General features: G+C 49.4%; 18 protein-coding genes and 1 pseudogene. 7 read left to right on the top strand and 12 right to left on the bottom strand.

The window, feature by feature from the left end; translation table 11 throughout:
* Positions 1 to 285: 285 nt before the first annotated feature.
* Complete coding sequence (locus tag N0M98_RS29075) at positions 286 to 972, bottom strand: HD domain-containing protein (RefSeq protein WP_259619953.1); 687 nt, start codon at positions 970 to 972, stop codon at positions 286 to 288.
* Positions 973 to 1,166: 194 nt separating this feature from the next.
* Here N0M98_RS29075 and N0M98_RS29070 point away from each other — a divergent pair, with 194 nt between their 5' ends.
* Together N0M98_RS29070 and N0M98_RS29065 are read left to right on the top strand one after the other, a co-directional pair.
* Positions 1,167 to 1,811: a hypothetical protein gene (locus N0M98_RS29070; RefSeq protein WP_259619952.1), complete on the top strand. Its 645-nt coding sequence runs from the start codon at positions 1,167 to 1,169 to the stop codon at positions 1,809 to 1,811.
* Positions 1,812 to 1,902: 91 nt separating this feature from the next.
* Positions 1,903 to 2,361, top strand: coding sequence for a DUF2269 family protein (locus tag N0M98_RS29065; RefSeq protein WP_259619951.1), 459 nt, complete (start codon positions 1,903 to 1,905; stop codon positions 2,359 to 2,361).
* A 68-nt stretch (positions 2,362 to 2,429) separates the two neighbouring features.
* Here N0M98_RS29065 and N0M98_RS29060 read toward each other — a convergent pair whose 3' ends face one another.
* The 5 genes from N0M98_RS29060 to N0M98_RS29040 all read right to left on the bottom strand — a co-directional run bounded on the left by N0M98_RS29060 (position 2,430) and on the right by N0M98_RS29040 (position 7,586).
* Positions 2,430 to 3,566, bottom strand: coding sequence for a M20 family metallopeptidase (locus N0M98_RS29060; protein ID WP_259619950.1), 1,137 nt, complete (start codon positions 3,564 to 3,566; stop codon positions 2,430 to 2,432).
* 114 nt (positions 3,567 to 3,680) lie between these two features.
* The gene (locus N0M98_RS29055; protein WP_375295562.1) at positions 3,681 to 4,484 is read right to left on the bottom strand and encodes an ABC transporter permease; all 804 of its coding nucleotides are present in this window, start codon (positions 4,482 to 4,484) and stop codon (positions 3,681 to 3,683) included.
* Entirely contained in the window at positions 4,481 to 5,347 is an 867-nt protein-coding gene (locus tag N0M98_RS29050) for an ABC transporter permease (protein ID WP_249864635.1), read from the bottom strand. Before N0M98_RS29050 ends, N0M98_RS29055 begins: the two co-directional genes overlap by 4 nt.
* Positions 5,348 to 5,350: 3 nt before the next feature.
* Entirely contained in the window at positions 5,351 to 6,463 is a 1,113-nt protein-coding gene (locus N0M98_RS29045) for an ABC transporter ATP-binding protein (RefSeq protein WP_259619949.1), read from the bottom strand.
* A 10-nt stretch (positions 6,464 to 6,473) separates the two neighbouring features.
* Positions 6,474 to 7,586 carry an ABC transporter substrate-binding protein gene (locus N0M98_RS29040; RefSeq protein WP_249864637.1) on the bottom strand — a complete coding sequence of 371 codons (1,113 nt, stop codon included), beginning with the start codon at positions 7,584 to 7,586 and terminating at the stop codon, positions 6,474 to 6,476.
* A gap of 520 nt (positions 7,587 to 8,106) precedes the next feature.
* Between N0M98_RS29040 and N0M98_RS29035 the strand changes: the two genes are divergently transcribed.
* The gene (locus N0M98_RS29035; RefSeq protein WP_259619948.1) at positions 8,107 to 8,862 is read left to right on the top strand and encodes an IclR family transcriptional regulator; all 756 of its coding nucleotides are present in this window, start codon (positions 8,107 to 8,109) and stop codon (positions 8,860 to 8,862) included.
* Between the two features lie 116 nt (positions 8,863 to 8,978).
* On the opposite strand, the gene N0M98_RS29030 is transcribed toward N0M98_RS29035, so the two are convergent.
* Positions 8,979 to 9,173, bottom strand: a complete 195-nt coding sequence (locus tag N0M98_RS29030) for a hypothetical protein (protein WP_259619947.1) — start codon at positions 9,171 to 9,173, stop codon at positions 8,979 to 8,981.
* 91 nt (positions 9,174 to 9,264) lie between these two features.
* On the opposite strand from N0M98_RS29030, the gene N0M98_RS29025 reads away from it, so the two are divergent.
* On the top strand, positions 9,265 to 10,197 hold the full coding sequence (locus N0M98_RS29025) for a hypothetical protein (RefSeq protein WP_259619946.1): 933 nt from the start codon (positions 9,265 to 9,267) through the stop codon (positions 10,195 to 10,197).
* A gap of 481 nt (positions 10,198 to 10,678) precedes the next feature.
* On the opposite strand, the pseudogene N0M98_RS33995 reads toward N0M98_RS29025, so the two are convergent.
* From N0M98_RS33995 to N0M98_RS29010, 4 genes and pseudogenes are all read right to left on the bottom strand, one after another.
* A pseudogene (locus tag N0M98_RS33995) lies at positions 10,679 to 11,087 on the bottom strand (Mu transposase C-terminal domain-containing protein); the annotation flags it as partial.
* Between the two features lie 30 nt (positions 11,088 to 11,117).
* Positions 11,118 to 12,125: a S8 family serine peptidase gene (locus N0M98_RS29020; protein WP_259619945.1), complete on the bottom strand. Its 1,008-nt coding sequence runs from the start codon at positions 12,123 to 12,125 to the stop codon at positions 11,118 to 11,120.
* A 29-nt stretch (positions 12,126 to 12,154) separates the two neighbouring features.
* Entirely contained in the window at positions 12,155 to 13,969 is a 1,815-nt protein-coding gene (locus tag N0M98_RS29015; RefSeq protein ID WP_259619944.1) for a hypothetical protein, read from the bottom strand.
* An 85-nt stretch (positions 13,970 to 14,054) separates the two neighbouring features.
* A complete protein-coding gene (locus N0M98_RS29010; RefSeq protein WP_259619943.1) occupies positions 14,055 to 14,921 on the bottom strand; it encodes a hypothetical protein in 867 nt (288 codons plus the stop codon).
* Between the two features lie 228 nt (positions 14,922 to 15,149).
* Between N0M98_RS29010 and N0M98_RS29005 the strand changes: the two genes are divergently transcribed.
* Entirely contained in the window at positions 15,150 to 15,686 is a 537-nt protein-coding gene (locus N0M98_RS29005) for a hypothetical protein (RefSeq protein WP_259619942.1), read from the top strand.
* Positions 15,687 to 16,119: 433 nt separating this feature from the next.
* On the opposite strand, the gene N0M98_RS29000 is transcribed toward N0M98_RS29005, so the two are convergent.
* On the bottom strand, positions 16,120 to 16,440 hold the full coding sequence (locus tag N0M98_RS29000; RefSeq protein WP_259619967.1) for an RHS repeat-associated core domain-containing protein: 321 nt from the start codon (positions 16,438 to 16,440) through the stop codon (positions 16,120 to 16,122).
* A gap of 406 nt (positions 16,441 to 16,846) precedes the next feature.
* On the opposite strand from N0M98_RS29000, the gene N0M98_RS28995 reads away from it, so the two are divergent.
* Both N0M98_RS28995 and N0M98_RS28990 read left to right on the top strand, forming a co-directional pair.
* Positions 16,847 to 17,611 carry an ABC transporter ATP-binding protein gene (locus N0M98_RS28995; protein WP_249866228.1) on the top strand — a complete coding sequence of 255 codons (765 nt, stop codon included), beginning with the start codon at positions 16,847 to 16,849 and terminating at the stop codon, positions 17,609 to 17,611.
* Entirely contained in the window at positions 17,586 to 19,475 is a 1,890-nt protein-coding gene (locus N0M98_RS28990) for an FtsX-like permease family protein (RefSeq protein ID WP_259619941.1), read from the top strand. The genes N0M98_RS28995 and N0M98_RS28990 overlap by 26 nt, the downstream gene beginning before the upstream one ends.
* The last annotated feature ends 323 nt before the right edge of the window (positions 19,476 to 19,798 follow it).

Genomic DNA, 19,798 nt, shown 5'->3' with positions numbered 1-19,798 from the left:
TATGACGCGTTCCCCACGTGGCTGTACGTGTGGAACCGCCTCGACAGCGCGAAATATTGAAGAAGGCGGGTTAATCGATAGAAGCAATTAAAATAATTGGCATTTGCTTGCTGCATGAAACTGCGAATTTTGGATTGACGTTTTTACCCCAATTAATGACAAACGGCGCCTTTTGGCGCCGCCGCTATTTTCCCATGTCGCCGGGAACCCGCGTCATTACTGGTTTTTCCGAACCGCGATTATGTTACATAACAGACTCGCGTTCGGTATTCCGGCTTCTGCCGTTTACGCTTCGTCAGAGGAATCGCCCTCGTCTAACGGCTCCATGCCGAGCCCGTCCCATTCGGAATAAAATTGCTCCAGGAATGCCTCCATATACTTATGCCGTGCGACAGCCATCCGCTTGCCCGTCTCCGTGTTCATCAAGCCGGACAGCTTCAGCAGCTTCTCGTAGAAATGATTGATTGCGGGAGATGAACCCTTGCGGTATTCCTCATGCGTCATGGTTTCCCGGTATGGCTGCATGGGGTCGTAGATGACGCTCCCTTTCCAGCCTGCATAGGCAAACGTACGGGCGATCCCGATCGCCCCGAGCGCATCGATCCGGTCCGCATCCTGGACGACCTGCGCTTCCTTCGTCCGAACCGGAGGATTATGGCCTCCTTTATAAGACATCGTTCCAATAATTTCCACAACATGGGCCGCATCGGACTCATTTACCTCATACTCGGCCAGCCTCTCCCGCACCTTGGCCATACCTGCTTCGGCGGTAGGATTCAGCTTCTCGTCGGCAATATCGTGCAGCAGCGCGGCCAGCTCGCAGACGAACGCGTCGGCTTGCTCCTGCCGGGCGATATACCGGGCTATCCGCGTCACGCGGACGATATGCCACCAGTCGTGTCCGCTCGAATCGGACTCCAGCTCGCGCCGCACATCCTCGGCGGCCTTCAGCAATATTCGTTCCTTGGTCATAACAGTCGATTCCTCCTTCGTTCCCGGCTACTATCCGAACCCGAGTATACCTGCTTCCGCCTGCCGCTTCAACCTAAAACGGGAGCTTTTCGGTACAGCCATACAAGCAAACGGTTGGCCGCATTCATATTCTACAAAACATGCGTACCGCAAACAATAAGCCGGTAACAGGGTAATGAAAGGAGTGAGGAACAATGGCTACAGGCGTCGTGGACGTATACGTATCGGAAGACTTAAAAGACAATCAGATCGTTCTGGTCGCTTGCGGGGCCGGTCTGTCGAGCGAACTGAGGACCATCCCGAACGGGGCCGGATTGACGTTGAAAAAAGCGGCCATTGAAAGCAAAATCGTCGTCCGGCATGAGAGCGGCAGCGAGTGCCCGTTTAGCTATATGGAGATCGGCCCGGCTCTGGCCAAAACCTTCGGCCTGAAGAACGGCCAGCGCGTCAGTCTGGACTTCTCCCCCGGAACCGGAGCGCTCCTGCTGTATCCGCAAACCGTCAGCAGCTCCTCCGGCCTGCTGCTTTCCGAGCTGCGTAAGGGCAGAGAAGGCGCCATCGTCATCGGCTATGCGCTGCTCAGCTGGCTGGGGATTCCGGAGAAGGCGGCCGGCACGGCCATCACGTTAACCAGAGGCGCCGCAAGCAAGAAATTGCGCCTGATCATACCGGCTAACGAATTGGACGAAACGTTCCGCTTAACGCCCGCAACGATGCGCAGCTTCGGCCTTGCGCCGCGGAGAAAGTGGCGGCTTTCATATAACCGGACGACCAGAACGCTGCACCTTGCAGCTGCAGCGGATCTCCCCAAGCGCGTGAAGAAGGTAAAGAAAATTTAATATCCATATTTTCCTATAACTGTATCTCAAATCGCTGATAACCATGTATAGTTAAACTGGGTTTATTTTTCATGCGTAGGAGGTATGGTTGTTGAACTGGCTTGTCTTGCTGCATGTATTATCCGCTATTATCGGCATCGGACCGACTTACTTCAGCCATGTGCTGTACCGCCGCAGACAGTCGGTTGCAGAGCTGAAGCAGTCGATCCGGCTGAATAAAATGCTGGATTTTTTTCCGGTTGCCGGAGGAAGCGTCGCGATCGTCACCGGCATTGCGCTCGTAGCACTGTCGAAGCTGCATTTTCTTGATCTTTGGATCGCCGGTTCGCTAGTTATTTATATCCTTATTCAATATATTATCGTCGCCCAAGTCATTCCCGAGCGAACGAGGCTGCGGGAAGCTCTTGAAGATCCCGCCTTAAGCGATCGGGATATGCTGTCCGCCGAGCTGCAGCAGCAGGTCGCTTCCATTAATAAGCGGTTGTATGCGGCGACGCTGCTCGGCATTCTGCTGTTCGCCGCGATGGTCGTCAAACCGCAGCTCCCTTGACCCGCTTGATTCCGGAAAAAGAAATAACAGCCTGCCTTCCGCCGAGACGGAACACGCAGGCTGTTTGTTTATATGCGGGCCAGCAAAAGCGTCAGCAGCGCGGTGCGCAGCGGAATCTCCGCCACGTTCACATATTCCCCGGGCGCATGAGCGAAATCGCCGCTCGCCCCGAGTCCGTCGAGCGTCGGCACGCCGCAGGCGGCGGTAAAATTGCCGTCGCTGACGCCGCCGGTCGCGGCCTCGCCGAGCTCGAAGCCGAGCTCCTCGCGGGCAATCGCTCGGGCAAGCTCGAACAGGCGGCCGCTCTCGGCGGTGCGCTCCATCGGCGGCCGCATCATCCGGCCGCTCACCGCCACCTGCGCGAGCGGGTGATGCGGCTTCAGCCCGAGCAGCGCCGTATGCACGCGCTCGGCCTCGGCCGTCGTCGGCACGCGAACGTCGATTTCGGCCTCGGCGAAATCGGCGACGACGTTCGTGCCGATCCCCCCGCGGACGATGCCGACGTTCACGTTCGTGCCGACGGAGGCGTCGGACATTGCATGCAGGCGCTGAATCTGCAGCGCCAGCTCATGGATCGCGGATACGCCGCGATCCGGCGCAACCCCGGCGTGCGCGGATACCCCGCGCACTTCCAGCCTGTACCGCCCGCTCCCTTTGCGGGCGGTCTTGAGCGCGCCCATCGGAGCCATGGGCGGCTCCAATACGAGCGCCGCGTCGGCTCCGCGCGAGAGGTCTTCGATCAGCCCGCGCGAAGCCGGGCTGCCGATCTCCTCGTCGCTGTTGAGGAACAACAGCGCGCGGGTATCCGCAGGCCACGCTCCGCTGTCCTGCAGCGCCTTCATGGCGTACAAGGCCTGCAGCACGCCGGCCTTCATATCGTACACCCCGGGGCCGTACGCCCGCCCGTCGCGGATGGCGAACGGCCGCCGGGCGGCCTCGCCTTCCGGCCATACCGTATCGTAATGGCCGACCAGCAAAATGCGGCGCGATCCCGTTCCCGCTTCGATCAGAAGCCGGTCGCCCGCCTCCGGATGGGGCAGCCGGGTCGCCTTCGCCGGGAGCAGCCGCTCCGCCGTCGCGGCGAACCATTCGGCCATCCGGTCGTTATGGGCTTTGCTCTTCGAGGGCGAGTCCATGTTGACGCATGCTTCGAGCAGCGCGAGCAGCTCCGGCATATGGCTTTCTATTCTGGCAAGTAATGACATCGCTCTCCTTAACCTTTCCTGACAATGGTTCTGAGAGGACACCTGACGGTATCCCGGTTATAAGTACAATTTATAGTTTGTTCCGCGTTCGCCGTGCCGGGGACTCAAACCGCCTTAATGGGCTTGAGAGTTCGAGCCGAACAGCCGGTCCAGACCGTAGACGAATTCGAGAATCAGAATAAAGACGAGACTGAGCAAAATGACCACCGAGGAGATCGAAGCGACCAGCGGATCGAGCGTCTCCTGCATATAGCTGAAGATGGCCAGCGGCAGCGTCGTCGTCTGCGGCGACACCAGAAATAACGAAACCGTCACGTTATCGAACGAGGTCAGAAACGAGAAAATAAATCCGGAGATCAGCGCCGGCTTCAGCAGCGGCAGCGTAATATCCCGGAACACCTGCCCCGGCTTCGCCCCGAGAATATAAGCCGCCCGCTCCAGCGTATAATCGTAGGAGCTGAGCCCGGTCAGCGTCAGCCTGACGACGAACGGCACCGAGATCAGAATATGCGTGGCGAGCAGCCCCCAGAACGTCCCGGCAATGGCGATGCGGGTGAAAAACAGCAGCGCCGCAATCCCGATAATAAGCGACGGAATCGTTAGAGGCGAAAGCATCAGCGCATGAATCAGCTTTTTGCCGCGAAAGGAATATTTGTGCAGCGCCAGCGCCCCCAAAGTGCCGGCCAGCGTAGCGAGCACCGCCGTGATCGCCGCCAGCTCCAGACTGAAGATGAAGGCGTCGATGAATTCAGGCCGGTCGGCGATTTTGGCGTACCATTTGAACGAGAACCCTTCGGGCGGAAAGGTCAGCACATTTTTCGAAGTCAACGAAACCGGAATAACGACCAGAAGCGGCGAGATGACGAATATAATAACAATCGCAGTAATGAAGCCTAATAGAGGAAATCGCCGCATCATGATGAAAACACCTCTTTATACCGTTTCGTTTCGATGATTCTCGTAAACAGGGCAACCAGCGCGTAAGTCGAGGCCAGCAGCAGGAACGACAAGGCTGCCCCTAACGGCCAATTGAGCGTCGCCATAATTTTCTCGTACGCGATCACCGGCAGCACTTTGACCGAGGTTCCCCCCATCAATGCCGGCGTGACGAAGGCGCTCATCGACAAGCTGAACACAAGCGTAATGCCAGCGATCATCCCCGGCAGGCTGAGCGGCAGCGTGATGGTCAGGAACGACTTCAGCCGGGACGCCCCGAGAATGCCGGCCGCCTTATAGAGCGAGGCGTCGATGGCGTACAGGCTGGTGGCGATCGACAACACCATGTAGACGACGAACGAGTCGGTCAAGCCGATGACGACGCCAAGCTCGTTGTAGAGCAGCCGCAGCGGCTTATCGATCAGCCCCAGCTTGATGAGCGTCGCATTGATCCAGCCCTTCTCGCCGAGGATCACGACCCAGCCGAAGTTGCGGATAACGACGCTGATCAGATGCGGGGAAATGATCAGGAACGTCACGATACCCCGCAGCTTTCCGGTCGTTTTGGCCATGAACATCGCCACCGGATAAGCCAGAACCAAGGTCACGATAACCGTATACACGCTGAGCCGGATCGTCCGCCACAGCACTTGAAGATAGTAAGGGTCCTGCACGAACAGCGCATAATTATGCAGCGTCAACCGCTGCTGCTCATCCTGCACGCTCTGCAGGAAAATATACAGCATCGGGATCAGGAACGCGCCGAGCAGCACGATAAGACCGGGGGCGAGCAGCAGGAGCGCCGTGCGCAGCGATCCTTGAGATTTTGCCGTGGATGACGCCATCGTTTATCGCTCCTTCCCGGGGAAGACGAATACATCGTCCGGATTCCAGCACACCGTCACGGCTTGCCCCGTTTCAAGCCTTCCTTGCTGAGCCGCCGATTGCACGCGCACCGTTAAGGATTCGCTGCCGACCGCCACCTCGCATTCGACGAAGGCTCCGAGGAAGGACAGCTGCCTGATCCGCCCCTGCGCGCAGGCGTAACGGCTGCCGCTTGCCGACTCGCCGTCCGGCGCCAGCATCAGCTTCTCCGGCCGGATATAGATCGAGACGCGCTGGCCGGCGGCGAAGCTTCTTCCGCGCGGATTTGCCTCCAGCTCGAATGCGCCTCCCGCATCCCCTGCGGACAGCGCAAGCCTGGCCCCCTGTATCCCTGTCACTTTACCTTGCATCCGGTTCGACTTGCCGATGAACGTGTGAACGAACTCGCTCGCCGGTTCGTTATAAATGTCCCAAGGCGTGCCGATCTGCTCGACTTTGCCGTGATCCAGCACGACGATGCGGTCGGACAAATACAAAGCTTCCTCCTGATCGTGAGTGACGAAGATCGTCGTAACGCCCGTCTCCTGATGCAGACGCTTCAATTCATCTCTCAGCTCTTCGCGCAGCTTAGCGTCGAGATTGCTGAGCGGTTCGTCCAGCAGCAAGAGCGACGGTTCGGTGACGAGCGCCCTCGCGATAGCGATCCGCTGGCGCTGGCCGCCGGACAGCTGCTTCGGATAGCGGTCCGCCACATGCGGCAGCTTCACCAGCTCCAGCACGCGCCGCACCCTGCTCTCGATCTCCGCCTTCGGCACCTTGCGCAGCTTCAGGCCGTATGCGACATTGTTTGCCACCGTCATATGGGGAAACAGCGAGTACGTCTGAAACACCATGCCCAAATCCCGCTTATTGGCCGCAACGCCGTTCATTCGTTTTCCTTTGATGATCAGCTCCCCCTGATCGGGATCGAGAAAGCCTGCGATCATATTCAGCGTCGTTGTCTTGCCGCAGCCTGAAGGGCCGAGGAAGGAGATGCACTCTCCCTGCTCGATTTGCAAATCAAAGTTGTCCACCACCACGTTCGAACCGAACGTTTTTCGTATGCTATGCAGCTCTACATCGTATGTTTTGGCCACGTTCTCTCACCTATTTTCCTACACTGGGTGCAATCTCTTTGTTGAACCGGTCAATCCACTCCGGCGTTTTCGCGCCTACGGTCTCCAGATCGAATTTCACAACCTTGCTGCGATCGAACTCCAGCTGCTTCGCCGTATCGTCCGGCAGCTTCACATCTGTCGCAGGGTTATAATACAGCTTGCCGGCATACAGCTTTTGCACTTCGTCCGATAGCAGGAATTCGACGAACAGCTTGGCGGCATTCGGATTTTTGGCTCCCTTGACGATCGTCGCTACGTTAGGCACCAGATTGGCTCCCTCTTTCGGCACGACGAATTTCAGCTCCAGCCCGGCATCCTTCTGCACCAGACTGCGGGCCATCGTCCAGGTCGTATAAACGGCGCTCTTGTTTTGCAGGTTTTGCTGGAGCTGTGCAGCGCTCTTCGCAAATGTAGGCATGTAGCCTGCGATCGTTTTCATTTTGGCGAAGCCTTGATCCATATTACTCTCGCTGCCGCCGTTGGCGTAGGCCAGCATGATCAACGTCGAGCGGCCGAAATTGCTGGAAATTTCGGACAAGGTCAGGTTGCCCTTCATCTCCGGTTTGGTCAGATCGTTCCATGAAGCCGGCACCGGGAGATTCTTCTCCTTCACGAGCGCTTCGTTATACGAAATGCCCATCGGCGTAAAATTGACCGCTACTCCGCTGTTGTCCTTCATCTTCAAGTCGCCGGACACCCTCTTCATACTAGGAATATCCGCCTCGCTCAGCGATTCCCACAATCCTTCCACGCGGCCCGCTTCCTGCTCCCCGCCTTCCACGATCGTTACGTCCATTTGCGGCGACGCCTTTTGCGCCTTCGCTTTGGCGACGATTTCAGTGGAAACGCCGGAGACGTAAGTCAATTTGACGTCGGGGTATTTCTCATTGAACTTTTTGAAAATTTCATCCTTCATCAGCTGCTCGACGGTTGCGCCGTTGCCTGCCACTACCAACTGCTTCTCCGGCTTCAAACCGTCCGCCGTTTTACCTTCAGCCGCCGGAGCCGGATCGGCCGGTTTGCCGGGCGACGAACCACAGCCCGCCAGAATGCTTCCAAACAGTAGTACGGCAGATAATGCGGAGATAGTCTTTTTCTTCATGATGATCCTCCCTTATAATTGCTGTTTATATGGTGTAGGAATTCGCAGGAGCGGCAGCCGGACAGCCCGGCTTATCGCTTGCCGCAAACGCCTTGCCAAATACGTAAGAAACGGCCGTAAAAATCCGAAGAGATGAATGCCGCCACTCGGCCGGGATAAGCCGCCCTGGCCCTGTGAATGTGAAGAAAGCGGATTCAAAGACGGGAACGAGCGTTGCCGGTTCGTTTGCCGCCGGCTTCGTTACTGGGTTAAACAAGGATAAGTAAAAGTTTTTGCAATTTCATCTTGTTCACTATGCGCGAACAATGTATACTATATGTGAACCATAAAACGATATTAGCATGAAATATCCGTTTTATCAATTGGAAATGTTCAAAATTTTATTGCTAATTGCCTTCGCTTCTTCATCGTTCCGGGCCATTGCCGGCCTCTCAGAATGAATAGGCTTCCACTAGGAAAAATGAAAGCATTGTGATAAAATACCAATATTTTCGTACTTGTCTAAGGGAGAAGGAAACCAATGGAAACGTATTTGTCCTCCGTTAAAAATAGCTGTCATCTGTTGAAGCTGTTCCTCGACTCGCCCAAAGAGCTGGGCGTTACCGATCTGAGCAAACGGTTAGGCTTGTCCAAAGGCGCCGTCCACAAGCTCCTTATTACGTTGGAGAGCGAAGGGCTTATTCGTCAAAACCCGAACAATAAGCAGTACTCGCTGGGCTATACGCTGCTTGAGCTCGGCAACAAAGTGCTCAAGGATCATAACATGGTCGAATTTGCCCGTCCCTATCTGCTCAATCTGGCTTCCGCTACGAAGGAGCTCGTCTGCCTGTGCGTTATCGACGGCAAGGATGCCATCTATGTCGACAAGATCGACTCTCAGTATCCGATCCGCTTCGATATCGAGGTGTACCGCCGCTTTCCGCTGTACGCAACGAGCGCATCGCGGTCGATTCTCGCCTTTCAGGACGAGGCATTTATCGACGCCGTCCTCGGCGAGGAGCTTCGGACTTTTACGCCGCATTCCCTTAAGGACCCGGAGGACGTCAAACTGCGATTGGCCGCTATCCGCGAACGCGGCTATGAGATGAGCTCCAATCTGCGCAACGTCGGCGTTACCGGAATCGCAGCCCCGATCTTTGACGCAGCGGGTCAGGTTATCGCATCGATCAGTACGATCGGCCCTACCGATCGGATGGTCCCGGCCCAAGAGCAGTGGACGGCGGCGGTTTTGACCGCGACCCGCACGATTTCCTCCGGCCTCGGCTATAAGGGCTGAAGCCTGCGCGATGGTTTCACATAAAAAAGCAGCTGCCCTAGGATAAGGCGGCTGCTTACTTTTTTTATCATATCAAATTTGAACCTTGGCTTAGCCAAGCTGAAAGCGTACGAACCTTACGGTCGTCGTCGACGCCGGAGCCGCCATCTTCGTATCGAGACGATCTTCAGAACGAACTGGCGTTCCTGCATTTCCGCAGGCATGATATACGAGCAGCTGATCACATAGGGCGTATTCGTCATGATCTCCTGCGTTGTCGTGGTTTGGCGGTTGCCCGCATACGTCAATCCGTTCTCCGTTAGAGGCCGCACCCTATCATTTCCTGAATTTCCCTCGAATGATTTTAGGTGGCTGCCTTTTCGTAACCATGTCGCTCAAGATTTATATACAAGGAGTAGATTAGTGAAAAAGATACGATGGTTGAAACGCAGCAGACGCACAGGCAAAATCATACTAAGTTGTATCGTCGCATTTCAGGCGCTCGCCTTCTTGCCCTCTCCGCTGCCATCCAAGCTGCAGCTGATGGGAGTAGTGCAGGCTGCAGAACCTATGGTCGTCAGTACCTGGATGTGGAATCCGTATGCCATCGACGAAGGCAATACACTGGAGATGCTGACGGAGCGCCGGGTGAACCGGGTCTATTTGTTTATCGATACGGACTATCCCGAATCTTACTACAGCCGCTTTATCCGTGAAGCCAAGGCCAGAGGCATCGCCGTCCATGCTCTGAGCGGAGCGCCGAATTGGGTGCTTCCGGAGCATAATAAGAAGATGTACGATTTCATCTATTGGGTGAAGCAGTACAATAGCCGGGTTCAACCCGATGAGCGGTTCGCGGGCATTCATCTGGACGTCGAGCCGTATGTTCTGCCTGAATGGAGGAATGATCCCGATGCCGTGATGGGCTTATGGATGGATACGGTGAGCGGGTTCCGCGAAGAGGTCAAATCCGATTCGGATTTGACGGTCGGGATGGATATGCCGGTCTGGCTTGAGCATTTTCAAGTGAGGGACGGCTACGGCGGCCGGACGACACTGTCCGACTGGTTCCTTCGCCGTATGGACCAGGTGACCCTGATGGCTTATGTCGACAATGCCGACGGGATTGAAGAGTCGGTGAGGACAGAGCTTATCGAGGCGGATCAAGCCGGCGTTCCCGTGCTTGTGGCCATCGATACGGTCGACAGCGGCGAAGCCGGCGGCAGCTTTTACGGTAAAGGACAGGCCGCCATGTCCGGTGAGCTGGGTTCCATGATTAGCAAAGTCAGCGGCCATGCTTCCTTCCGGGGCTACAGCATCCACGATTGGGACAGCTGGCTGAAGCTCGGCGAGTAATGCGGCCACGGCAGAAGCATGGGCTGGCGTGAGGGTCCGAAGCCTTGATCGGAAAAAATAATACTGGTAACTTGTCAGAACGCTTGATCTGGATAACAGAGCGGCTGTAACGGACGAGATAGCAGCTCTAGCTTGAGCGAATAGGTTCAACGTCAAGGCAGCTGCAGCAGGAGGGAGAGCCTCGTAGTAGCAAGGGGCTCTCTTTTTGGATTTTGGTGGTTTTTTATGAAAGTATCAGTCCCAAGATGGTTGGTATTGGATCTGAGCGATATTAACTTTCCTACAGAGTTTCAGCAAACAGCTCCTTTAACGCTGACTGCACGTCGTCCATGGTTTTCAGTACCCGGGTACGCTGAAAGCGGCGGCTTTACGTGGAGGGGGCGCATGATAGGCGCCGATTACTATGCCCACAGAGGCTCCATGTCAAGCCGCGGCACTATAAGTTTCATAGATCGATGTTGAGAGTTTACACAAAATACTGGCCTTCGTACTCGATCGTAAGCTCCGAGATATCTGCCGGGTCGAACACCACATCCACCGTGCAGCCGATGAAGGGCAGACCGACTTCGTATTTGCGATCCATGAAGCTGATACAGCCGGACGTGTACCTTGCGCGTCTCACAGTGCAGAAAGGCGTTCGCTAGCACGTCCGGATCCAGGAACCGAAACGCTTTCTTGTCGCTGCGGTAGGCGGTTTCCGGGCTTAACTTTTTCTCTAACGCAGAATGCGGCTTGTTCTGGTAGCACTCCGACAACCAGACTTGAAACAGTTCGTTCAGCCGCTCGAGCGTCTTCGGCTTCTCGAGCGCGGCCTCGCTTAGGAAAGAGTCGACGACTCGGTTAGATCGCTCGACCTTACCGGTTGATTCTGGAGAGTAGGGTTCCGCAAACCTTTTTACGTTTATTCCATTTAAACCCAATCACATCTTGATCGATCCTCTTCCTTGCTCGAAACAATTCTGGCTTTTTAGAGGAATGGTGCTACTTCTCAATAGGTTCTCAATGAATAAATTATTCATATCGGGATATTTCTCCATCAATACAGCACTAAGACCTGAAACTATTGCAGTCGAAAATGAGGTTCCAGAAAGTGTTTCATAAGACCCTTTGTCTTTATAACTTAAACTAAATATGTCCGCGCCAAAAGTAACAATATCAGGTTTGCATAGGTAGCTTCTAGCCCCACTAGAATCCCCTCTACTGGAAGTATACATGATTGTATCATCTTCGTAATCGTAGGTCATCTTATTGTTTACGGATCCTACGGTGATAACGTCGCTGCTTTCAGCGGGGTAAACAATAGTATTTTTTTCGGGACCACTATTTCCTGCAGAGCATATTACCAAGACCCCCATTTGTTTCATTTTATAAAACAACTTGTACAAAGAATCATTGTTATTTGGATGGAAGTTATCGATACCTAGTGATAAATTTACTATTTTGATACCATATTTAATTTGGTTATTTATTATCCATTCGAGACTTTCCTCTAGTCTTTCATAAGTTGTTTTTCCTTCCCGATCTAAGGCTTTTAATACAACAAATTTTGAATTCGGTGCAATACCGACTAATTTGCCATTTGCCCCGATGATGCCCGCGATGAAAGTACCATGGCCGTTATCATCATACGATTCAATTTTTTTGTTTACAAAATCTACGAATTTAATTATTCTGCTTCCAGACAAGTCATTATGCTGCTGCACTCCCGAATCAATAATGGCAATTGTGACACCATTTCCTGAAAGGTTTCTGTATTCCATGTCATATAGACCTAAGTATTTCTTTATATCCAATCCTTGGGCTGTTACATGCAATTTATCGATATCATATGTTTTTCCTTCTTGGATTACTAACAATGCCAATAAACATATTAATAGAGACAATAGTGCAAACTTTTTTACACATAGGATAACTTTGGATATTAACATCCCATTACAAAACCTCTCAATCAAAATGGCTATGATTTATAAAGTGTACTTAATAAACAGCCATAATATAAAGACCTTAAATCTAGACTCTTAGATTTATTACTATAACCTAGAATCAGATCCTTGGTAATTTCGGAGGTTAAAAAATTCTTGTATCCATTGATCTCACCTACATCCAATGTATTTATGCTTTTCTTTAAAAGTGCTGCTTCGTAGGTAAAAACTATAGAAGGTAATACTTCCTCCGAAACTTTCGATTTGTAGCCACCCTGAGTATAAAGTGAATTCAAAGTTTCGCTTATTTTAGTTGTTATATTAGATCGCTGCATTTTATTGTTGTAATTTATTAAACTCATTGTGTTATATAGTTTCACAACACTAATCGATTTATAAATCTCTCCATCTTGATCCAATTGATTGATTAGGAGCGTCCCATTTTTTTTTATCGTGTCTGGAACCTTAACATTTAATAAATCAAAAATCTTCAAACCTACTTCATAACTGTTAAGCGTCTTTCCTGTAAGATTCAACCTATCGTTAAGATCTAATCCAGACAAATAATTAATTACGCTTTTCGAAATAAGATTCGCATTGATTTCTGAAACATTCAGCAACTTATTACTTAGTAATAAAAAATAAATTTGCCTTAATTTCGCATAATCTGTAATGTTGGAATTTTCTTCGACATTACGTATGTACCAAAGATTTAAATTTTGATGAATACGCTCCTCATCAAATTTGTATTGAAAATCTTTGGATAGAACAAGTCCATAATAATTATCCTCAACATTCTCAGTAACAACATGTCCTTTATTAAATCCACTTAACATAGACTGTTCTATATACGCTTTATATTCAGCCAAATAAGGATAATCAGAACTGCCAACCGCATCATAGATTTCAATAACAAAATTATACAATTGAGGCTCGATTTGTTGAATCGGTGCATTCGAAACCAGATCTAAGTTCTCTTTAGAAATAGTAAGTGGTAATCCAAAGAAATCGTTAACCGACTTTATATTCCTTAAATATAAAAATGAACCCAGTTCTCCCTTTTTTAAAAGGGTTGTCAAATTATTATTTATATATGATACCCACTCCATTCTGTCCTTCATTTTATTATTTAAATCCTCTGAATGGTATCCCAACTTTTTAATAATTGAAATAATGACAGCCCCGGAGCTTAGAGAATCATATACGTTAGTTGATTCAAAATACTTATCGTCGTTTAAGAGCATTAGATTCTTTTCTAACATTTCTTCCCTGTAAGGATTGTTTTGATCTAGACTTTCAAAAACGTCCAGTGCCTCCATTGTTGCTCCTAGTTTACTACCTAATGGGTCATCTTTTTTATCAAAATAGAATAAACCCATATCAACATCATAGTGTTTCATTAAAATTTTTAAATAATGTTGTTTGTCATAATCGTTGAAATCAAGGGCTTTGTAAATCCCTGTAATATAATTAATTTTAAGCAACTCTGGATATGCTGTGCTTTTTTCAGAATCTGGTAAATATTTTATATATTTCGCTAATTCTTTTTTATCTAACCCCATCTTTTGAATATTATTAATACTCCAATATAAATTATAAAGATCGGGATTAGGATTCAATAACCCTACAGAACTAAATTGTATTGGCTCTTGATTGGAGTAATAAGACTTTTTTAAAGATTGATGGATAAGAGGAATCGTAAATATTCCTTTATCGATCTTATTAATATCCAAATGTGTCCTCGAATTACCAACTGAAGTTTGAGTACTTTTTTCGCTGATTTTAGGCAGTACTACTAATAAACAAATTAACGATAAAATCAAAAGTGAAACAATAACATATGCTTTCATTTCCGGAAACACTCCTAATAAAGGTTATAACTTATTGCTATTACTAGCAATAAGTTATAACGAAATAAAAGTTTTATTTAATTATTTACCAAATGCTTGTGTAATCACTCGCCATGCTAGCGATATTGCTTCCCGCGACAGTTGCTACATTTGTAGATTCATGAGTATACTTTGTTATATTGGGAGCACTTACCTGAATGGTGCCATACGATTTATCATAATAATGGTATGGTCCTTTGCTAGGCCAATCAATCGTAATAGTTGCAGTCGTAGTGGATACAGTACTACCCGCAGTAACACTGCCGTTCCCACTTGTGGTCGTACCTACACTGCCACCAACTGTAATACTAGAAGTTGATTGAACTGAATCATAATCAATTTTAAAAACATCTTTAATTGAAGCAAGTGCATCCCAATCACTAACCCCAGATGTTTGAGCGAACCATTGAATGGTTCCTCCTCCATCAGCAGTAAGCTTTTCAGGGCTTCCAAAGTCAGTATCACTTACCGTATCGCTAAAGTATGTTTCAATATATCCATTAGAGCTGTTAAATCTATACTTCTTAGTAATCGCATCGACTGTTTGGGATTGACCTTTAAATGATTTAACCTTTTTAAAGAAACGGTCCTTATCCTCTGCGGTCTTCACGCTTTTAGAATATGTATACGCGAAAAGGCCGTTCCCGTTATCCGCAATAATTTCGAAATCAGGATCATTTTTGATCTTTGCATACTTGTCCAGAATTTTGTCATGACGTTGTTTTGTTTCCAAAACAAATTGTTTAGCTTGCGCATCTTTCAAGTCTTCATCATTAAAATTTAACATTTTACCAAACTTAACATCTTCAGATGTAAGTTCAACAGATTCACCACTTGGAGAAGCAGCAAATACGGAGGAGCCAGAAGCGACGAGGGCTAATGCAGCGATCACTGGTAAGATTTTTTTACTCAACTAATTTTACCACCTTTTCCTTTTATTTACTGGGCGCCTCAGTAATACTATATTTATCACATTTTTTTTATTTTGTACATACTTTTTTGGAAAAAAATTGAATATTCCTAATAAATGGTGTAAACTAAAATACACACTTATTACTTTGTTAAAATGCTTTTTATTTTTCAGCAGCTATTAGTGTGCAAGCTAAAATCGAAAAAAATTGCAGAAAAGAGGTTGATAAGGATGATTAAAATATATGTACTGTTAATGACTATAGTTTTAATTATCACAAGTTGTAATAGTAACCACGTATCTTCTTCCACCAACATAGAAACCGAGATTAAAAAAGAAGAAATAACTTTTAAGGAACTAATTTCCACTCAAAATTCTTCAAAAGGAGTTATAGCCTTTTATGAAACTGAAAAAGGGTTAAACTCAGCATTTTTCAGCAAAAAAGAAGAAAAATTATCGTTAGAGTTAAAGGATGGTACACTTGAACGTCCTAATGAAGCGAACATAAATGTATCGTATATCGAATCGAATCGTGGCAGTGAAGATCATTTTAAAATGTTTTATGGAACTACCAATAGAAAGAATATTGAGCGTGTTACTGTGAAATATAGCGATGGAGGAAATATTCAAATAAATGATGCGAATATAATAAAAACCAACAAAGATTATATTATTTGGTATGTTATACCTGATAAGTTAAGTAAGTATCATCTTGAAAAAATTGAAATTAAGGGGTATTTAAGTGACGGCAAGGAAATCACATTTTAAAGGTCCTAATTAACCAGCTATACCGTATAAAAAATAAAATACAAGCACGTTTGCTCACATCGCCCAGAGTCTGTAAAGGCTTGGGTATTAGACGGGAGTTTACCACGAGCTACATCCCTATCAAATGTCTTTTCACCGGATGCTGATCGAGGTTTAAAATCTCCATAATCGTTATCTGCTTCCCAAGTTGAAAACCGGGTACTCGGAAGGGTATTTACCGCCTGTTACCCTTACATCAGCCCCTTTTGCCCCCCTCGGTGTAAACTCAAACTCAGTTTTGGGGAATTGCCTTTGTAAAGCGCTCGGAAGTTCTTGCCCCTTTGCCTCATTAGCTCATCATAATGAACTTTGTTACCAAGTTCATGGACTGAGACCCTTCCAAACCAATCACTGTTCCATCTACTTGTTGGAATCGATGATCGATAACTGAACCTTATCGCATCAGCTTCGCTAGAAGCGTTACTTTTACGGTTGCATCGCCATGATCCAAAGCATCGGTCAGTTCAATTATTCTCTGTACATCCGCCGCCCTTGTAACATACTGATCCAAAATTTCATCATAGTGTCCCCTCGGATCAACACATCCAAGAGGTGACTTGTGGCAGTACGTATACAAATTCAAACTCAGCGGATTGTTTATATCCCCTTCATACGGATCCTCACTAATAAACCGTCCCATACTTGGATCATACCATCTGGCCCGAAGATATTCCTGTAGTAACGCTCTGTCAGGCCGTTTTCCATACGCTCGTATAACAGCCCGTCTCCATTATACTTGTAAGTTACCGTTCTGCCGTCTTTAGTAGCGGATATTAATTGATCCCATACATCATATGTGTAATCCATGGCGTTAACTTCAGGAAGCCTGTTGCTATTCCACTGTGTATGATCCCCGCGGCTATTGTACTCATAGTATTCACTATATTAGCTATTGAAACGGATACATTGAGCGGGCTACTACACCGAGTCCAAATCTGGATGAAACAGTATGAGTTCCTTCCAAATTTCCAGCTCCCCCGTCCATCTCCAACCCCCATTCGGAAATCCCCGACCTCCAACATGACAAAATTGAAAGATTGGCGTAAGGGAAATCAATGGTTTCTTTTTTCACGAACGGTTACTGTGTGGATAAAGATTCTTTAAAGGAGTGTTTGCTGATTATGCTGGAAGTTCGCAATGTTTCCAAGGTTTATGAAGGCAAGGTAAATTACCGGGCGTTGTCCGATCTTAACTTTACGGTGAAGAAGGGCGAATTCGTCGGAGTTATGGGCCCCTCGGGCAGCGGGAAGACGACTCTGCTCAATGTCATCTCGACGATCGACAAGCCCTCGGCCGGCGAGGTGTATATCGACGGGAAGCCCGCGTTCGGGTTGAATAAGCGGCAGCTCGCGCTGTTTCGGCGCCGGGAGCTCGGGTTCGTCTTCCAGGATTTCAACCTGCTGAGTACGCTCACCGTCAAAGAAAATATTATTTTTCCCCTTACATTGGAAAATATTAGCGTCGCCGAACAGGACGGGCGGGTGAACCGGATCGCGGACAAGCTCGGCATCTCTCATATATTGAATAAACGCACGTATGAAATATCCGGGGGACAATCCCAGCGCACGGCAATCGCCCGGGCCCTCGTCCATGATCCCAAATTGATTTTGGCCGACGAGCCTACGGGCAATCTCGATTCCAAAGCGGCCAAGGACGTGCTGGAAACGCTCCAAAAGCTGAACAAGGACGACGGCGCAACGATGATGATGGTTACGCATGACGCCCAGGCGGCCAGCTACTGCGACCGGATTATTTTTATCAAAGACGGTATGCTTTACCGGGAGCTGCAGCGGATGGACAGCCGCAAGGAATTTTTCGAGGATATTATGAATGTACTTACGTCTTTAGGGGGGGCATCCGATGAACTTTCGTCAGTTCGCCTTTAAGAACGTCATCCGCAACAAGCGGCTGTACGCCGGCTACTTTTTCAGCTGCGCGTTTTCGGTCATGATTTTCTTCGTTTACTCGATGCTCGCGTTCCACCCCGACCTCAACTTTTCCGATAAAGGCTCTTATGGCCAGGGCGCCAAGACGAGCATGGACGTATCGCAATACATTATTTATGTATTTACGTTCTTCTTTATTTTATATTCGATGAGCGCCTTCCTGAAATCGCGCAAAAAGGAATTCGGCATCGGCATGATGCTGGGGATGTCGGGTCTGCAGCTGAGACGGCTGGTGTTTCTTGAAAATGTCATGATCGGTCTGGCCTCGACTGCAGCAGGGATTGCCGCAGGATTGCTGCTGTCCAAAGGCATTCTTATGCTGGGCACCTCCCTGCTGACGCTGGAGCAGCCGCTCGCTTTCTATTGGCCGATAAGAGCGGCTTTGCTGACTTTTGCCGCCTTCACTTTGCTGTTTCTGTTCATTTCGCTATTCACCGCGATGATCCTGCGCAGCAGCTCGCTCATCGATCTGCTGAAAGGAACGGCCAAGCCGAAACCGGAGCCGAAAGCTTCCGCGCCGCTTGCCGTACTTGCCGCTGTACTCCTTGCCGTCGGCTATGCCGCGGCCTTTATCGTCAAAGGCGTACTCGTGCTGTTTGCGCTGCTTCCTGTGGCCGTTATCGTCAGCATAGGCACCTACTTCCTGTTTACGCAGCTGAGTGTTTATGTCATCCGCAAGCTAAAGGGAAATCAGGAGTTGTACCGCAGCCGCACGAACCTGGTTACGCTGTCGGATCTTGCTTACCGCATGAAGGACAACGCGCGGATGTTTTTCCTGGTGGCCATGATATCGACAGTGTCCTTTTGCGCTATCGGCACGCTGGTCGGAATGAAGTCCATGTTTACGGGCCAGCTGTCCGAGGCGCTCCCCGTCATGAAATACGAATCTTACTCCGGCAACGGCCTCGAGGCGGAGCAGACGGCGCTTATCGAGCAGTCGTTGGCGAATGCGGGGATCGATTATAAGCCGTATGTTATCCATAAAAAATCATCTGCAAATACCGCGACGAATAAAACGTATAAATTTGTATCCGTGACGGAATATAACTTTTTGATGAATGACAACGCGGTGGTCGGGGATAAGGACGCCCTGTTGTTTTATCCCGACGATATGGGATTCGGCGGGCGAGCCCGCGAACAAACCGGGAAGATCGCATCGCAGGACGGCAGCGTATTCGCTGTGACGCAAAGCGGCGTCATGCCGATTCGGCTGCAGCAGCTCGGCTATGCGGACGTAGCGGTCATATCGGACGCCGCCTTTCAAGCAATGCCCGCATCGCAGGAGGATTCCGCTTCTTTCGTGTACGATGTGACGGATTGGCGGAGCACCTTGGCCGTATCGAAGGAACTGAACCTGCTGCTGGAGGGCGGCGAAAAGCAATACGAGTTTATTTCCAGAGCCTATGCGGTGCATGAAAATAATCAGTCGTTCGGACAAATTTTGTTAACCGGTCTGTTCATTGGAGCCGTATTCTTCGTCGCCGCGGGCAGCTTCCTGTACTTCCGGCTGTATGCCGATCTGCCTCAGGACTGCGTGCAGTACCGCGCCATTACGAAGCTGGGGCTAACGGAGGGCGAGTTGTCGAGGATCGTATCGGTACAGATCGGGCTGCTGTTCTTCGTGCCGATTGTTGTTGCCGTTGTCCATGGCGCCGTGGCGCTGAATACGCTGCAAAATACGTTCGGCGTCAATCTGTTCAAGGAGTCGGCGCTCGTGCTGGGCGCATTCACGGTGATTCAAATCGTTTATTTCTTGTTCATTCGCGCCGGTTATGTCAAAAAATTGAAGGAAGCCGTTCAGTAGACTGGCGGGAAGGAAACGAATGTGACGCTCTGATCAAGGCGGTTCACGAAGACAAATACAAAGGCAGGCTGGAACATAATGATTCCGGCCTGCCTTTTTTCGGAAGGCGGCGAGTTCGTCGCGTCCTGCGATTTTTCACCGGACATTTAGGAGTCTGTCCGACGAAACAGGAAAAGCATAGTTTCGTCGCGAAACTTAACTGTAATCTGTTTATCTGGTAAAAAAGGGTGTGTGGTTTATGGCAAAATTTAAATCTTACTCCACGGAACAAGGTGAATTGTTTCCGATGTATTTGAGCGATTGGATCCCTGAAGATCATTTAG

Origin of the sequence: Paenibacillus doosanensis, assembly GCF_025060755.1 — a bacterium.
Classification (GTDB): Bacteria; Bacillota; Bacilli; order Paenibacillales; family NBRC-103111; genus Paenibacillus_S; species Paenibacillus_S doosanensis.
Note: the sequence above shows the minus strand (reverse complement) of the source record. Positions and strands in the feature narration are given on the sequence as shown.

What these genes read in the sequence shown, in the direction of transcription:
- N0M98_RS29075 (WP_259619953.1), bottom strand. Translation starts at nt 972, where the DNA reads ATGACCAAGGAACGAATATTGCTGAAGGCCGCCGAGGATGTGCGGCGC.
- N0M98_RS29070 (WP_259619952.1), top strand. Translation starts at nt 1,167, where the DNA reads ATGGCTACAGGCGTCGTGGACGTATACGTATCGGAAGACTTAAAAGAC.
- N0M98_RS29060 (WP_259619950.1), bottom strand. Translation starts at nt 3,566, where the DNA reads ATGTCATTACTTGCCAGAATAGAAAGCCATATGCCGGAGCTGCTCGCG.
- N0M98_RS29055 (WP_375295562.1), bottom strand. Translation starts at nt 4,484, where the DNA reads ATGATGCGGCGATTTCCTCTATTAGGCTTCATTACTGCGATTGTTATT.
- N0M98_RS29050 (WP_249864635.1), bottom strand. Translation starts at nt 5,347, where the DNA reads ATGGCGTCATCCACGGCAAAATCTCAAGGATCGCTGCGCACGGCGCTC.
- N0M98_RS29040 (WP_249864637.1), bottom strand. Translation starts at nt 7,586, where the DNA reads ATGAAGAAAAAGACTATCTCCGCATTATCTGCCGTACTACTGTTTGGA.
- N0M98_RS29035 (WP_259619948.1), top strand. Translation starts at nt 8,107, where the DNA reads ATGGAAACGTATTTGTCCTCCGTTAAAAATAGCTGTCATCTGTTGAAG.
- N0M98_RS29020 (WP_259619945.1), bottom strand. Translation starts at nt 12,125, where the DNA reads ATGTTAATATCCAAAGTTATCCTATGTGTAAAAAAGTTTGCACTATTG.
- N0M98_RS29015 (WP_259619944.1), bottom strand. Translation starts at nt 13,969, where the DNA reads ATGAAAGCATATGTTATTGTTTCACTTTTGATTTTATCGTTAATTTGT.
- N0M98_RS29005 (WP_259619942.1), top strand. Translation starts at nt 15,150, where the DNA reads ATGATTAAAATATATGTACTGTTAATGACTATAGTTTTAATTATCACA.
- N0M98_RS28995 (WP_249866228.1), top strand. Translation starts at nt 16,847, where the DNA reads ATGCTGGAAGTTCGCAATGTTTCCAAGGTTTATGAAGGCAAGGTAAAT.
- N0M98_RS28990 (WP_259619941.1), top strand. Translation starts at nt 17,586, where the DNA reads ATGAACTTTCGTCAGTTCGCCTTTAAGAACGTCATCCGCAACAAGCGG.